The following is a 15,287-nucleotide window of genomic DNA, read 5'->3' as shown; positions in this document are numbered from 1 at the left end:
ATTAAGCATTTTACGATGACGACTTGTCTGATATATTTATGAATATGCTGGACCTGTCCAGATTCATACCTGCTCTTTATGAACCGTTTTGCAAAAAGTATCCAGAATAAGAGAAGCAGGAATCACGAGATCTGGGTAGAATTAATTAAGAGACAGCTTAGCTCGCAGGAAAGGGGCATCATGAAATGGATCAACAGGAATTCGCCGAGAGACAGTTGAACGAAACGATCGAAGCTCTATGCCGCAGCAAAGTGGATGAATTTCGGCTTATCGGTTATGAACACGTGACCGTATCGGAAATATGGGACTGCGTTAGTCATAAATATGAGAAGGAAGGCTATCCTGAACTGCATCAATTGGTCAACGATATCCTTTCATTGAAATCAACCCAGTTCATGAATTACATGACGTTATCCGCATATCGTGGATCCCGTTTCTAAGGAATCGGGATTCTTTTTTTGTTCTAAATGAAGCGAGTTAAAGAAAACGACAATATTTGATAAATTGACGCTCTTTTCCTGCATCGCTATAATAGGAATATTGAGAATTCGAAAGGGGAACGAAGTACGGGATGAAAAGACTCATCGCATTCATAACCGTCGTGGCCGTCTCAACTGCAATCATGGCTTGGACAAGCCCTGGTTTGCTTCGAGATGTACATCTTGGCCTGGATTTGAAGGGTGGATTTGAGATTTTGTATGAAGCCGAGCCTTTTGATACTGGGGCTAAGGTAACGAAGGAATCACTGCTCAAAACGGCTCAGAGCCTGGAAAAGCGTGCTAATCAGCTAGGTACAAGCGAGCCGGAAGTTACAACAGAAGGAACGAATCGAATTCGGCTGAAGCTTGCTGGTGTAACCGATGAGAATGAAGTCCGGAAGTTGATGAAGAAGCCATCAACCTTGACGTTCCGGAGTAAAGACGGAACGGAGACGAAGCCTGAAGAATTTAACAAGATTGAATTGGTCGGCACCGACTTTGTCGAAGGTGGCGCATCTGTACAATTTAATCAGTTGAATCAGCCGGAAATTGCGATAAAGCTGAAGGATAAGGATAAATTTGCGAAAATTACCGAGCGTCTGCTTGGTGAAGAACTGGCTATTTTCCTCGATGACGAATTACTGTCTGCCCCTGTGGTTCGGGCTGTATTAAGAGACGGGACAGCTTCCATCAGCGGAAGCTATACGCGTGACGAAGCAAATGACTTGCGTGATGAGATCAACCGTGGTGCCCTCCCACTTAAATTAACGGAGAAATATTCGCAAAGCGTCGGAGCTACTTTAGGGAAGCAGTCCCTTTATCAGACGATTCAGGCGGGCTTGATCGCCTCTCTGTTTATATTGATATTTATGATTTGGATGTACCGCGTTCCAGGTCTTCTGGCCAGCTTTGGCCTCATCGTACACACCTGGCTGCTTATTCTAGTCTTTAATTTTGCGGACTTTACATTGACCCTGCCGGGGATAGCCGCGATCGTACTCGGGATAGGCATGGCTGTCGACGCCAATATTATTACGAATGAGCGGATCAAGGAAGAAATGCGTCTCGGTAAGAGCATCATGTCTGCCGTTAAAGCGGGCAGCAAGCATTCCTTCCGTACAATTATGGACTCGAATATCACTACGATTATCGTTGCGATTGTGATGTATATTTATGGTACTGGAGCGGTCAGAGGCTTTGCCCTCGTCTTGATTGTCGAAATTGTGCTCAGTATCGCCACCAATATTTATTTCATTCGATTCCTGCTGGGCCTGCTGCTCAAAGCGGGTAAGCTGAAGAAGCCGAAACATTTCGGTGTAAAGGAGAGTGAGATTGGTGAGCTTTAAGAATAAGCTGTTAAATATGGATTTTGTTCACATCAGCAGACGCTGCTATACATTCTCGATTATATTAACGATTATCGGTGTTATTTCATTGGCGGTATTCGGACTCAACTATAGCGTTGATTTCAAAGCAGGTTCGAATGTCGACATTTCGTTTACTAAAGCCATTACATCAGAGCAGGTTGAACCTATCCTGGAGGAAATCGGAATTTCGGAAGGTACGCAAATCACTCCGGGAATAGAGCGAATGTCAATTCGCTTTAACGAGGTACTGACTGAAGATCAGGATCACCAATTAAAGAGCCAAATTCTGGAGCTGGACAATGGGGCATCAATGGAAATCAACACCGTAGACCCGGAAATGGCTAAAGAGCTGGCGGCTAACGCGATATGGGCTGTATTGCTGTCGAGTTTAGGGATTATCGTATATGTGAGCATCCGGTTTGAATGGCGCTTTGCGGTTGCTGCAATTGTCGCCTTGCTGCATGATGCCTTTATGGTGGTAACCATCTTCTCCATCTTCCGCCTAGAGGTGGATTTAACCTTTATCATAGCGGTTCTCACTATTATCGGTTATTCGATTAATGATACGATCGTTATTTTTGACCGCATTCGGGAAAATCTACGCTTTGGGAAACAGAAGACACGCCAGGATTTGGCCGATCTCGTAAACAAGAGTGTGTCTCAAACCCTTATGCGTTCGCTGTATACTGCATTAACTGTATTTATTGCCGCTCTATTCCTGCTCTTGCTCGGTGGAGCTTCGATTAGGATGTTCTCGCTGGCCATGGTTATTGGACTGCTGTTCGGGGCGTACTCCTCGATTTTCATTGCCAGTCCGCTGTGGTTTGTGCTCAAGAGCAAGCAAAAAATCAAACCGGCCAAAGCGTCCTAAACGACGGTTTGCCATGTGCTTGGCAGAGCGAAGCCGCGTCTCGATGATGGACGCGGCTTCGCCGTCTTAATGGTAATAACGTGTTCCAGGAGGGTTATTATGATTCGCGAACAAGCTGTACCATCTGGTTCTGCTGCCTGGCTTGGCATTATTAACAATGCCATTGTAGCTGTTTTCAAAGGGGTGGTAGGTTTGCTCTTTGACAGCCGCGCGCTTCTTGCTGATGCTTTATATTCAGCATCGGATGCAGCAGCAGGCATTTCCGAGAAGGTTCAGTTGCCGCAAAAGCTCAAAAAGAGGAGAGATATGCGGCCATGGGCAGGAAGGAATAGTACGGCAGAACCGCTCATAGCGAGTTTTTTCGCAGTTTTTCTGTTTATGGGTGCTTTGCAGATGGGGATATCTTCAATATCCGTAATAGCGAGCGGAAATATTATCGCTCCGGGATTTATGTCCGGGGTGGCTATTGTGATCTCGCTTGCCTTAAGAGAGGCAGTATTTCAAATACAGCTTCGCCAGAACCGCAAGCGCTCGGGGAAGGTGTCCCAGACTTATATTGAGATGCATAGACACTCCTTATATTGTTCTATTGTCGTTCTTCTGGGGGTTTTCGGGGCGATGACTGGGGAAGTATGGGATAAGCCGCTAATGCTGTATTTAGACCCGGCAGCGGCTCTTGTTGCAGCTTGTCTTGTCTTTTGGAGAGGCTATCGATTAATCTTCGGAGCCATTTACGGTAAACAGCAGCCCAAGGTGCAGACTGAGGACAAATCGCCATTTATTGAAACTGTACAAAGGGTTCATGGAGTTATTAGCGTAGACGAATTGAAAATAAAGGATAATGGCCACTATATTTCCGTCGCTGCCATCATTAGCGTGAATCCGCGCATATCCGTTTTAGAGGCGAATCACATTGCGAATCGCGCCAAAATATTGCTTTTGAATCGCTTTTCCCAGGTGAGCGATGTAAGTATACAAGTGATGCCCTATGATCCGGGCTATCCTTACAAGAGTAATTATGAAGGATCAAATAATGATCTGCCTACACTGCTGCAATAACGAGAGAGGCGCAGAAGTAGGATAGTGAGAAAGAAGGTGCTGTCAGGTTGCTTCATCCGAAGTACCGTTGGGTTGGTTTACATAGTGATGAGGATGTCGCTTCGCTGCTGGCCGAGCAGCTAGAAATACCACAAATGCTGGCTTCCCTGCTCGCGAGCCGAGGGATTCACAATGTTCAGGAAGCACGGCATTTTTTACAGGGAACGATGGATGATCTTCATGATCCTTATTTGCTTAGCGGCATGCAAGAGGCTGTGGAACGAATTAGGAGGGCCGTCGAACAGGACGAGCTAATATTAATATATGGTGACTATGATGCAGATGGCGTATCTTCTACAGCACTTATGATTTGTTTAATGCGGCATTTGAACGCCAGGTATGAGTATTACATTCCGCATCGGTCAAAAGAGGGATATGGACTTCATATTTCTGCACTGGAGCAGTTTGTCGAGCGTGGCTTTACGCTTGTGGTTACCGTAGATACAGGAATTAGCGCAGTGGAGCAAATCGCGTATGCGTATGCCGCAGGCATGGATGTAATCGTAACCGACCACCATGAGCCTCCGGATATTCTCCCTGATGCTTATGCGCTAGTGAATCCGAAATTGCCTTATTGCCCCTACCCGTTTAAGGGTCTTGCTGGAGTCGGGGTAGCTTATAAATTAGCGGCAGCCCTGCTTGGCGAGAACACTCCTGATGCTTGGACGGAGCTGGTTACGCTAGGAACGATAGCGGATTTGATGCCGCTTACAGATGAGAATCGCATACTAGTTATGAATGGTTTGAAGGCGATGTCTTATTCCAGTTTTCCAGGGATAACTGCTCTGATTGGCGCGTCGGGCTACGCGAAAGGAGAGAAGAAGGAAGAGGTTTCTTCGAATAACGTAGCATTCGGTCTTGCTCCCCGCATTAATGCTAGCGGTAGAATGAGCCATGCAAAACAGGCCGTCGCCTTGTTAACGACGCAAAATATAGAGGAAGCTGAGAAGATTGCCGAGGATTTGGATATCCTGAATAAAGAACGCCAGCTGCTTGTAGACAGTATCGTCCAGGAAGCGGCGGCCCAATTAGCGAATAGAGAAGCCGAAGGCTCGATTCCTCATGTCATCGTTCTAGCTGGGGAAGGCTGGAATCCAGGGGTCATCGGAATCGTGGCTTCAAAAATATTGGATCGATACTATCGCCCTACCCTAGTCCTGGGGATAGATCCCGACACCGGAATATGCAAAGGCTCTGCGCGATCCATTCCCGGGCTGGACATTTATGAAGCTCTAACTCATTGCAAAAGCCTGTTGGAGCATTATGGCGGACATCCCTCAGCCGCAGGCATGACCTTGCATCGCGACCAGCTTAAACCTCTGGAAGAACAGCTGAATGAATTTGCTGCTGGCGTGCTATGCGAGGAGCATTTTGTCCCGATCATGCATACGGATTTAGAGTGCGCGTTATCGGATATCTCTTTGCCGGTCATTGAACAGCTAGCTGGACTTGCCCCGTTCGGAATGGGGAATACTTGCCCAAGGCTTCTTATTCGTGGCGCCAAGCTCGTAGAATGCCGGCCTTTGGGCAAGGAGGGCAAGCATATGAAGCTGCTGCTCAGCCAGAATGGAACGACAATGGAAGCCGTCGCATTTGGCAAGGGTCAGCTGTTATCTCATTTGACAGAAGAAGCAAGGGTCGATGTCGTTGCAGAAGCCAGCATCAATGAATGGAACGGTTCCCGGAAGCCTCAATTGATGATCCAGGATTTAGCGGTGCCTCATCTGCAGGTATTCGACTACCGCGGCTTGAAGTATCCTCTGAATAAGATGAGTGAAGTGAGAAGCCAGCTTTCAGAGCTGCAATCGCTGGAGAATGAGATGGTTGCCGTCGTTATGACGGAAGATTCGAGTTTAGCAAAAAATTATGAATTGATGGATACCCCCTGTTGGATATATGATAAGGAGGTTGGTGCAGCGCCTGGTAATTCCGTTGCTCAAATGAACGGACGAAGCAGCAAGAGTATTAAAATACTGTTCGTCCTGGAAATTCCTGAGTCATTTGACATATGGCACAAAATGATGGGCTCATTCCCATCGCTTGAAAGGGTGTATCTGTTTCATTCGGCAAAGGATAGGCAGGAAGCGATCCTTCCTCCTACCCGAGAGCAATTCAAACAGATTTATGCACTGCTCAAGCATCAGGTCACTGCTGCGATTCAAGAGGAAGAGCTTATCTCCGGCTTAATGCAGCGCACACGCTTATCCCGGCGGATGCTGGCTATGACGCTGGAGGTTTTCGAGGAGCTTGGCTTCATATATCGTCATATGGGTACAGTAACGATGAATCAGGCGCCTGCCAAGCGAGCGCTCGACTCCTCGCGCCGATACATGGAGCTGGGAGAGCTGGCTGAAATGGAGCAGATGCTCCATCATGCAGGAATACCGCAAATTACCCAGTGGCTGATGACAAATCAGCAAAATGTATCTTAGCTTTCGCTATTTTATTTTATAGATATGCTGCTGTTATGCGTAACTTATTAGGAGGAGATTGTATTGGATTTTAAAGAGTACATCCGCGTTATACCCGATTTTCCCCAGCCGGGAATCAGCTTCAAGGATATTACGACCCTGCTAAACAATGGAGAGAAATACCGCGAAGCGATTAATGAGTTAAAGAACATGGTGTCCGATCTGAAGATCGATTTAATCGCCGGGCCGGAAGCACGTGGTTTTGTGGTAGGCGCTCCTTTGGCTTATGCGCTTGGCGTAGGCTTCATCCCGATTCGCAAGAGCGGGAAACTGCCCTATCAAACGATTGAGGTCGGCTATGATCTGGAATATGGATCAGATCGTCTTGCTATGCATAGCGATGCTATCAAACCAGGGCAAAATATCTTAATCGCCGATGATTTATTGGCTACAGGGGGAACCATCTCCACTTCGGTTAAACTCGTACGAGAACTAGGCGGCAACGTTGCAGGAACTGCGTTCTTAATTGAGCTGAGCGAGCTGAACGGCCGGGCAAAATTACCGGGCATCGACGTTTTCTCGTTGCTGACGTATTAAAATTAGCGGCTTTTTAATGCAAAAAGGCATCCTTGCAAGGTTGCCTTTTTTGTGTTTTAAATCGTGATCAGTGTAAGATAATGGAAAATTACGAAAATCAATGCAGACATTTCGTACCAGAGTTTAGTCTAAAATCCAGTAGTTTCGCCTTATTTAGTTAAAAAATAACAATAATTTCTTGACCTGGATGTTGGGTGGGATTAACAATAGGGGTGTACTGATTAAGTCAGGCACAATGCGACTTTAACTATTATACCTGAGGAGGATTCCAGTGAAGAAGCTAATTTCGTATGTACTCGTCTTGGCCGTTGGAATGTCGCTGTGGGCGACAAATATGAATGCGTTTTCAGGAGAAGTTACTGTTGGTGAAGGTTCATATTCAACCGTATTGCCGCCAGGAGCAACAGACGCACCGTCCAGCATATATAAAACCTCTAACGTGACCGGGAAAATGCCTACGAACGATTGGTGGAGCAGCCTGGCATGGAATCCTCATTCCGAGGCTCAGTATCCGCACCCTTTGGCGATGAAAAATCAGGAGGACGGCATTCGGATATACTATCCAGGAGCAAGAATAGCGGCTCAGCCTGGATTTGTCGCTGGCTGGATGAATGACATTCATGATTTCACCGTCAGTCATTCCGCGGTGTCTTCCTTCTCGGATGCCAAAGTGGATGGATTCAGCGATTGGTTCGTGAATTCGCTGTATCAGCAAGGAAGCAGCTCCATGAACGTATCCTACGGACATGGCTCGCCGTATGTATATTTTACCTTTGCTGGCGGAGATCCGAAGCTGAAATTTTATACGCCACCCACCGTTTGGTCGGGAAGTAGCGGCAGCTCTGTTCTCGGCATTACGATAGAAGGCGCGCATTATGGGTTGTTCGGAGCAACGGGCACGACATGGGGCGGTATCGGAAGCAACACGCTGACCAATCATTTAAACGGCAAAAATTATTTTTCGGTCGCTGTTCTTCCAGATAACTCCCCAGAAACCTTGAACAAGTTCAAGCAGTACGCCTATTCCCATATCACTGACACTAAAGTGGACTATGCCTACAATGAAGCGAGCAGTGAAGTAACGACTACCTTCACGGCAAGCACTACAGCTAAAGAGGGGAATCAATCAGGGACGATTTTTGCGCTATATCCTCATCAGTGGAAAAATTCCTCTGTATCTACGCTTGCGTATACGTATCCATCCGTTCGCGGACAAATGAAGACGGCTGAGGGGACATCTTTTCAAACTAAGATGAAGTATAACGGTGTTCTGCCTGCACTGCCGGATCTCGGGACGTATGATAAAAATATTTTAAATCAATATGTGAACGAGGCTGCGGCCGAGCAATATACGGGAGCGGCGGATACGTATTGGACAGGCAAACGCTTGGGCAAGCTGGCCATTTTGGCACCGATTGCTGATCAGGTTGGAAATACGGCTGCTGCCGCCCAGTTCCGATCAGAGATTAAAAGTATTCTAGAGGACTGGCTTAAGGCCAGCAATTCCTCCGGTGCTTTAAAAGCAACAAACGTTTTTTATTACAACAGTAATTGGGGAACCGTCATCGGCTATCCTGACAGCTACGGGACAGCCAATGAGCTGAACGATCACCACTTCCATTACGGTTATTTCATCAAGGCAGCAGCCGAGATCGCCAGAACGGATAAGGATTGGGCTAATGACTCCAATTGGGGCGGGATGATTAAGCTGCTCATTCGCGACATTGCTAATGTAGACCGCAATGATTCCATGTTCCCCTATCTGCGAAATTTTGATCCTTATGCCGGGCATTCCTGGGCTTCCGGACATGCCAAGTTCGGAGACGGCAATAACAATGAATCATCGTCGGAGGCTATGAATGCTTGGGCAGGACTCATCTTATGGGGAGAAGCAACGGGAAACAAGACAATTCGCGATGCAGGGATTTATCAATATGTGACAGAAATGAATGCGATTAACGAATACTGGTTTGACGTGCATAATACGAATTTCCCGGCTGGTTTTACGAAAGAGACGGCGAGCATGGTTTGGGGAGGCAAGACGGTAGGCGATGCCACTTGGTGGACGAATAACCCGACTGAAGTTCACGGCATCAACTGGCTGCCAATCACATCCGCATCGCTTTATTTGACGCAATATCCTGAATATGCAGCGAGAAATTACAATGCGCTTTTATCGGAGAGCGGCGGTAATTTCAGTCCTTGGGAAGATCTTGTATATATGTACCGGGCGATTTCCGACCCTGCGGATGCCAAGGCGAAATTCAGTGCCCGCGTATCCCAGTTAGTTCCTGAGGCAGGAAATTCCAAAGCGAATACGTACCACTGGATTCATAATCTGGATGCATTAGGTCAGGCTGATCCGACGGTTACCGCAGACTATCCGATCTATGCCGTGTTCAATAAAAATGGCGTTAAAACCTATATTGTTTATAACATGACGAGCAGTGCGAAGACGGTTCGTTTCTCGGACGGCCAGCAGGTTACGGTACAGCCGAACAGCTTTAATGTCGGGAATGGCGGTGACGGGGGCGGCGACGACTCGGATATTGTGGCTCCGACAGCCCCTACGGGTTTAAGCGTTACGGCAAAAACAGCGACAACGGTCAGCTTAAGCTGGGCCGCTTCAACCGATAATGTAGGCGTGACAGGATATGAAGTATATAGCGAAAGCAGCTTGGTAGCTGCGGCGTCGGGGACGGCAGCAGTAGTCAGCGGGCTCGCGCCCAATACAGCTTATACTTTCACGGTTAAGGCCAAGGACGCGGCTGGCAATATTTCGCCGGCCAGCAATAGCGTCGAGGTTACGACAGCTCCATCCGGCGGAGACAGTGGGGAAATCGTTACGGATGATTATACCGTAGATGTAAACCGAGTTTCCGGTTCAGAGGTTAAGGTTGTTTTCACTCCAATGACCCCCGCGCTCTATGTAGATATCCATTATACAGTGTCAGGAGGCCAGCAGCTTAATTACCGAATGGCGGATTATAACGGGATCTGGGAGCAGCTCATTGGTGGTTTGCAAGCGGGTGACGTGATCGATTACTGGTTTACGTATGAGAAATCAGGCCCGCAATATGATTCACCTCATTATACGTTTACAAATTAAGTAATCCGAACGGAGAAGCACAGGACGATAGGATTAGCGATATTTATGAAAAAAAGGTCGAGCAGGGAAATCCTTATTCCCTGCTCGACCTTTGTTAAGATTATAGAAACTATAAGTTTCAAGCGGCGTCGATAGACGTTTTTCTTACATATAAATCGATATATGCTGCTCTTACTATTATTTCGCGGCTTCTTCCTTCTCGTTGGAAAGACCGAGGACTTCGATGAGTTTGAAGAACAGGCTCATCAAAATACCGATAATGGTAGCCAGCGCCATACCTTTCAGCTCAACATCGCCCATTTTCAGCGTTGCTCCGCTAAGACCGATGACGAGAACGATAGTAGCCAGCAGCATGTTCGTTGGCCGGGAGAAATCGACCTTCTGTTCTACGAAAATGCGCAATCCCGAAGCAGCGATGACGCCGAACAGCAGAAGCGATACTCCACCCATGACTGGCGTAGGAATAAACGCGATCATCGCAGAAAATTTACCGGAGAACGAGAGCAGAATGGCAAAGATGGCTGCGCCGCCGATAACGAAGATCGAGTAAACCTTCGTCAACGCCATGACTCCGATATTTTCCCCATAAGTGGTGTTCGGTGTTGATCCGACAAATCCGGACAGTACGGTTGATATTCCGTTACCCAGCAAGGAACGATGCAGACCGGGATCCTTGGATAAATCCTTTCCTACGATATTGCTCGTTACAAGCAGATGCCCGATATGCTCGACGATAACGACCAGCGCTACCGGAATAATCGTAATGATGGCGGATAGATTCCACTGCGGCGTCGTAACGGTTGGCATGGAGAACCAAGGGGCGGCTGCTATAGCAGCTTTATCGACTTGGCCCAGAAAATAGGCAAGACCGTATCCGACAACAATGCCGATGAGGATGTGAATGATTTTCGGAAAGCCGCGGAACAAAACAGCTCCGAGAACGGTGACCCCAAGCGTAACGAGGGAGAGCATGATATCCGTTGGATTAGGCGTCCAGGCTTGGGTCGGATCCGAATTGATCAAGCCAGCCATACCAGCGGCAACCGGAATCAGTTCAAGCCCGATCAGCGCCACTATCGCTCCCATAGCTGCGGGAGGGAATACGACATCGATCCAGTTGGTTCCGGCAAATTTGATGACAAGGGCGATCACGATGAAGATTAAGCCCGTTACGATAAAGGCGCCTAGCGCATAAGAATAGCCCGCGCCCGGGTGAGTAGCCAATACTACGCCGACCGGGGAAAGAAAGGCAAAGCTCGATCCGAGGTAAGCAGGGATTTTTGCTTTACAAATCAAGATGTACAGCAGGGTTCCGATACCGTTCATGAGCAGGATCATCGCCGGATCTACTTTAAATATATTCGGCACAAGAACCGTACTGCCGAACATAGCAAAAAGGTGCTGCATACTCAGCAGAACACCAGGTCCGAAAGGAACTCTCTCATTAACTTGAATTTCACGTTGCAAACAGGGTCACTCCTCTAAACGTTCGTATTTAGTTATCCTTACTAGGATAATGACATTGTTCGCATTTTTCAACAGAAAATATTATACAGGTACAATTTATTTTAAAAAAAGACCCGAAAGTCGCCGCAGCGAGCCTTTGGGCCCCAAAAAAGGATAGAATATCCACTAAAAATCGATGGTTAATCGTTCTATTGATCTGATATCCTGTCAGGATCTATTTAAAATTATTGGCTTGCTGTTCGGCAAAATCCCCGATGAAGGGCAGCTTGAACCATCTTCCCTGCAGCGCCATCAGCATAAGTACAATCCAGAGCACGAAGTAGAGCAGGCCGATAAGGAGAGAGCCGATCCAGCCGATGAAAGGGATTTTAGAGAAAATGATGTTAGCGATGGTCAGTATGCCGAAAACAATGATCGATTGCATGGCATGGAATTTGACGAAGCGGCTTTTTTTCTCAATGACGAGAAAGATAATTCCCGTAATAAAGCTCAGTGCATAGCATAGTAAACCGGCGACTTTCGGATCAAGATTGGTGGATGAAGCATCAACATGCGGTTCGTTCATAAAGTACGTAAACCTCCTTGATAACAATATGTATTTGAGCTAAATGAAAAATATTCGATACGAAGAAACTAATTCCTGTTTAATCTACAAATTTTTTTAAGAATTTCTTCAAAAGCAGCTTTTAAAAGGATTCGATGCTGAAATAAGATTAGCTTTGCTCTTCTCGGTCAATAGTTGACGTAAGTGGACGCAGGAGTCATAATTATAGGAAATCAAAATGGGGCAAAAAGTGCCCTTTTGCGCGTAGCAATACAGTCTTATTTTATATAGAAAGGAAACGAATCGGATTCAATGGGCATAGAGCGATTACTTGAAAAGGCGTCTCCCTACATTAAAGAACCGGATCTCAAGCGCATTCGGGAAGCATACGACTTCGCGGAACAAGCCCATCACGGACAGCTGAGGAAATCCGGTGAACCTTATATTCTGCACCCGTTAGCGGTTGCGGAAATTGTCGTGGGCATGCAAATGGATGCTCTTTCTATTATTGCGGCCTTGCTTCATGATGTCGTTGAAGATACGACCGTTTCCTTGAAGGAAATTTATGATCACTTCGGCAGCGATTGTGCCATGCTCGTAGACGGGCTAACCAAGCTGGAGCGCATTAAGTTTCAATCCAAGGAAGAACAGCAGAATGAAAACTATCGAAAAATGTTCATTGCCATGGCGCAGGATATCCGGGTCATCGTTATCAAGCTTGCGGATCGCCTGCATAATATGCGTACGCTGAAGTTTCAATCTGAGGAAAGCCAGCGCCGCATTGCCTATGAGACATTGGAGATTTTTTGCCCCATTGCCCATCGGCTCGGTATTTCGGCGATCAAGTGGGAAATGGAGGACATTTCTCTGCGCTATTTAAACCCGCAGCAATATTATCGGATTGCCAATCTGATGCACAAGAAGCGGGCAGAGCGGGAGGAATTTATTAAGAATGTCATCGCCCGGATTCAGGAGAAGCTGGATGAAATGGGCGTTGAGGCAGAGCTGTCGGGTCGTCCGAAGCATATATACAGCGTCTATAAGAAGATGACGACGAAGAACAAGCAGTTCAATGAAATCTATGATTTGCTTGCCATTCGAATTATCGTGAACAATATTAAGGACTGCTACGCAACCCTGGGGATTATCCATACCCTTTGGAAGCCGATGCCTGGGCGGTTTAAGGACTATATCGCCATGCCAAAGGCCAATATGTATCAGTCTCTGCATACCACCGTTGTGGGCCCGACTGGAGAGCCTACAGAGGTTCAAATCCGCACGAAGGAAATGCACCGGACTGCGGAGTACGGGATTGCCGCTCACTGGGCTTATAAAGAAGGAACGGATGCGAGCACGCCGGAGAACAAAATGACGTTTTTCCGCGAAATTTTGGAGCTGCAGCATGAAGCCAAGGATGCTTCAGAATTCGTGGAGTCGCTGAAGATGGACTTCTTCTCCGACCTTGTATTCGTCTTCACCCCATCGGGAGAAGTGATAGAGCTGCCATCCGGCTCCGTTCCGCTTGATTTTGCTTATCGTATTCACACCGAGGTAGGCAACCGAACGATCGGCGCCAAGGTCAATGGACGCATCGTGCCGCTGGATCATAAGCTAAAGACCGGTGATATCGTCGAGATCCTCACGTCGAAGCATTCCTATGGCCCGAGCCAGGATTGGCTCAAAATTGCTCAATCCTCCCACGCCCGCAGCAAAATCAAACAGTGGTTCAAGAAAGAAAAGCGGGAAGAAAACGTGGAGAAGGGCCGCGATTCCATCGAGCGTGAATTGAAAAGGGCAGGTCTCGATGCGCCGCAATTTATGACGGAGGATAAGCTGCTTGAAGCGGCGAAGAAATATGCCTTCAACGATGTTGAGGATATGTTGTCCGCCATTGGGTTTGGAGGAATCACAGCTTCACAAGTCGTGACGAAGCTGACAGAGAAGCTGCGCAAGGAGCAGGAAGAGGCAGAGCAAATCGAGCTGACCTCCGAAGTCAAGGAAGTGAAGGCTCAGTCCGAGGTTCGTAGATCCCGCCCAACGAATGGAGTTGTCGTTAAAGGCGTTGATAATCTGCTCGTGCGTTTCGCCAGATGCTGCAATCCCGTCCCGGGAGACGACATCGTCGGCTACATTACCCGTGGGCGCGGAGTTTCTGTTCACCGAAGCGACTGTCCGAATATTCCGACTGCGAGCGACGGGGAAGAGGCAGCTCGCGTCATTGAAGTGGAATGGGAAAATGCGGTTGAAGCGAACTATAGCGTGGATATCGAAATTACCGGACATGATCGGCGGAACTTTTTAAATGAGGTGCTTCAAGCGGTTTCGGAGAGCAAAACGAATATTTCAGCAGTCTCTGGACGTGCGGACAAGAATAAGATGGCACTCATTCATATGACGATTCTTATTCGGAATACGGATCATCTTCATTCTGTCGTGGAGAAGATCAAACGGGTTCAGGATGTATATACGGTTCACCGCATTATGCAGTAATTTAAATGAAGGATCGGAAATAAAGGGGATTTTGATTGATGAGAGTTGTAGTGCAGCGCTGTAAGGAAGCTAAGGTTACGGTTAATGATTCCGTGGTCGGCTCTATAGGCAAGGGATTAATGCTGCTCGTCGGCATTACGCATGAGGACACCGAGAAAGAGGCGGCGTACCTCGCGGATAAAATCGCCGGACTGCGAATTTTCGAAGATGATGAAGGCAAGATGAATCGCAGCGTAACCGACACTGGCGGGGCTATTCTGTCGGTATCCCAATTTACCTTATATGGGGATTGCCGCAAGGGCAAGCGGCCGAGCTTTATAGCCGCAGCCAAACCGGATAAAGCGGAGCCGCTGTACGAGCACTTCAATCATCTGCTTCGTGATAAAGGACTGGTGGTCGAAACGGGGGAGTTCGGTGCGGACATGGACGTGCAGCTAACGAATTGGGGCCCCGTGACTTTAATGCTGGAAAGCCATCAACCGCCAAAGGCGGATACGCCGTAGCGCCAAGGCTTAGAATACGATTTCTCTTTTCAGGGTAATCTGGAGAAGAGAGATCGTATTTTTATTTTCCTGATCATTTCCACAGCCTTTGCAAAAAAAGGAGCTTATCTCATGCGACAGTCGCTTAAAGCAACCCATTTCCATCATCATCTCCTTCTCCCTACGGGAGATCGGATCGAAGCCCGTGCGCTGTCACGCGCAGCCAGAACGGAGGAGTACGAATGGCTCCATTTGGAATTTAAGCCAGGGCGGGAACTAGTTCCCCGTCCCGAAAGCTAGGGTTCTCGGCTCTATTCTCATTGGCTGGCCGATCCGTGCATTGTTATAAAAAATGGCGTTCCGGGTAATAAC

At 47.5% G+C, this 15,287-nt stretch carries 12 protein-coding genes; 10 read left to right on the top strand and 2 right to left on the bottom strand.

Features of this window, described 5'->3' with window-relative positions; all coding sequences use genetic code 11:
- Positions 1–185 precede the first annotated feature (185 nt).
- The 7 genes from ACE3MQ_RS16115 to ACE3MQ_RS16085 all read left to right on the top strand — a co-directional run bounded on the left by ACE3MQ_RS16115 (position 186) and on the right by ACE3MQ_RS16085 (position 9,932).
- Positions 186–440, top strand: coding sequence for a post-transcriptional regulator (locus ACE3MQ_RS16115; RefSeq protein ID WP_379394418.1), 255 nt, complete (start codon positions 186–188; stop codon positions 438–440).
- 131 nt (positions 441–571) lie between these two features.
- Entirely contained in the window at positions 572–1,825 is a 1,254-nt protein-coding gene (secD, locus tag ACE3MQ_RS16110) for a protein translocase subunit SecD (RefSeq protein WP_379394416.1), read from the top strand.
- Between the two features lie 16 nt (positions 1,826–1,841).
- Positions 1,842–2,717 carry a protein translocase subunit SecF gene (gene secF, locus ACE3MQ_RS16105; RefSeq protein ID WP_379394595.1) on the top strand — a complete coding sequence of 292 codons (876 nt, stop codon included), beginning with the start codon at positions 1,842–1,844 and terminating at the stop codon, positions 2,715–2,717.
- 99 nt (positions 2,718–2,816) lie between these two features.
- Complete coding sequence (locus ACE3MQ_RS16100) at positions 2,817–3,776, top strand: cation diffusion facilitator family transporter (RefSeq protein WP_379394414.1); 960 nt, start codon at positions 2,817–2,819, stop codon at positions 3,774–3,776.
- Positions 3,777–3,823: 47 nt separating this feature from the next.
- The gene (recJ, locus tag ACE3MQ_RS16095; RefSeq protein WP_379394412.1) at positions 3,824–6,247 is read left to right on the top strand and encodes a single-stranded-DNA-specific exonuclease RecJ; all 2,424 of its coding nucleotides are present in this window, start codon (positions 3,824–3,826) and stop codon (positions 6,245–6,247) included.
- A gap of 63 nt (positions 6,248–6,310) precedes the next feature.
- The gene (locus tag ACE3MQ_RS16090) at positions 6,311–6,823 is read left to right on the top strand and encodes an adenine phosphoribosyltransferase (protein ID WP_379394410.1); all 513 of its coding nucleotides are present in this window, start codon (positions 6,311–6,313) and stop codon (positions 6,821–6,823) included.
- Between the two features lie 271 nt (positions 6,824–7,094).
- Positions 7,095–9,932 carry a glycosyl hydrolase gene (locus ACE3MQ_RS16085; protein WP_379394408.1) on the top strand — a complete coding sequence of 946 codons (2,838 nt, stop codon included), beginning with the start codon at positions 7,095–7,097 and terminating at the stop codon, positions 9,930–9,932.
- 177 nt (positions 9,933–10,109) lie between these two features.
- Here the strand turns inward: ACE3MQ_RS16085 and uraA are convergent, their stop codons facing one another.
- Together uraA and ACE3MQ_RS16075 are read right to left on the bottom strand one after the other, a co-directional pair.
- Complete coding sequence (uraA, locus tag ACE3MQ_RS16080) at positions 10,110–11,399, bottom strand: uracil permease (protein ID WP_379394406.1); 1,290 nt, start codon at positions 11,397–11,399, stop codon at positions 10,110–10,112.
- Positions 11,400–11,613: 214 nt separating this feature from the next.
- Complete coding sequence (locus tag ACE3MQ_RS16075; RefSeq protein WP_379394404.1) at positions 11,614–11,964, bottom strand: DUF4870 domain-containing protein; 351 nt, start codon at positions 11,962–11,964, stop codon at positions 11,614–11,616.
- Positions 11,965–12,255: 291 nt separating this feature from the next.
- Here ACE3MQ_RS16075 and ACE3MQ_RS16070 point away from each other — a divergent pair, with 291 nt between their 5' ends.
- From ACE3MQ_RS16070 to ACE3MQ_RS16060, 3 genes are all read left to right on the top strand, one after another.
- Positions 12,256–14,433: a RelA/SpoT family protein gene (locus ACE3MQ_RS16070; protein ID WP_379394402.1), complete on the top strand. Its 2,178-nt coding sequence runs from the start codon at positions 12,256–12,258 to the stop codon at positions 14,431–14,433.
- A gap of 38 nt (positions 14,434–14,471) precedes the next feature.
- Entirely contained in the window at positions 14,472–14,936 is a 465-nt protein-coding gene (dtd, locus tag ACE3MQ_RS16065) for a D-aminoacyl-tRNA deacylase (protein WP_379394400.1), read from the top strand.
- Between the two features lie 111 nt (positions 14,937–15,047).
- Complete coding sequence (locus tag ACE3MQ_RS16060) at positions 15,048–15,215, top strand: hypothetical protein (RefSeq protein ID WP_379394398.1); 168 nt, start codon at positions 15,048–15,050, stop codon at positions 15,213–15,215.
- The last annotated feature ends 72 nt before the right edge of the window (positions 15,216–15,287 follow it).

The organism is Paenibacillus lentus (genome assembly GCF_042714055.1).
GTDB classification, from domain to species: domain Bacteria; phylum Bacillota; class Bacilli; order Paenibacillales; family Paenibacillaceae; genus Fontibacillus; species Fontibacillus lentus_A.
Note: the sequence above shows the minus strand (reverse complement) of the source record. Positions and strands in the feature narration are given on the sequence as shown.

Excerpts from the sequence above, each read along its gene's own strand:
- ACE3MQ_RS16115 (WP_379394418.1), top strand. The coding sequence starts at position 186 with ATGGATCAACAGGAATTCGCCGAGAGACAGTTGAACGAAACGATCGAA.
- secD (WP_379394416.1), top strand. The coding sequence starts at position 572 with ATGAAAAGACTCATCGCATTCATAACCGTCGTGGCCGTCTCAACTGCA.
- secF (WP_379394595.1), top strand. The coding sequence starts at position 1,842 with ATGGATTTTGTTCACATCAGCAGACGCTGCTATACATTCTCGATTATA.
- ACE3MQ_RS16100 (WP_379394414.1), top strand. The coding sequence starts at position 2,817 with ATGATTCGCGAACAAGCTGTACCATCTGGTTCTGCTGCCTGGCTTGGC.
- ACE3MQ_RS16075 (WP_379394404.1), bottom strand. The coding sequence starts at position 11,964 with ATGAACGAACCGCATGTTGATGCTTCATCCACCAATCTTGATCCGAAA.
- ACE3MQ_RS16070 (WP_379394402.1), top strand. The coding sequence starts at position 12,256 with ATGGGCATAGAGCGATTACTTGAAAAGGCGTCTCCCTACATTAAAGAA.
- dtd (WP_379394400.1), top strand. The coding sequence starts at position 14,472 with ATGAGAGTTGTAGTGCAGCGCTGTAAGGAAGCTAAGGTTACGGTTAAT.
- ACE3MQ_RS16060 (WP_379394398.1), top strand. The coding sequence starts at position 15,048 with ATGCGACAGTCGCTTAAAGCAACCCATTTCCATCATCATCTCCTTCTC.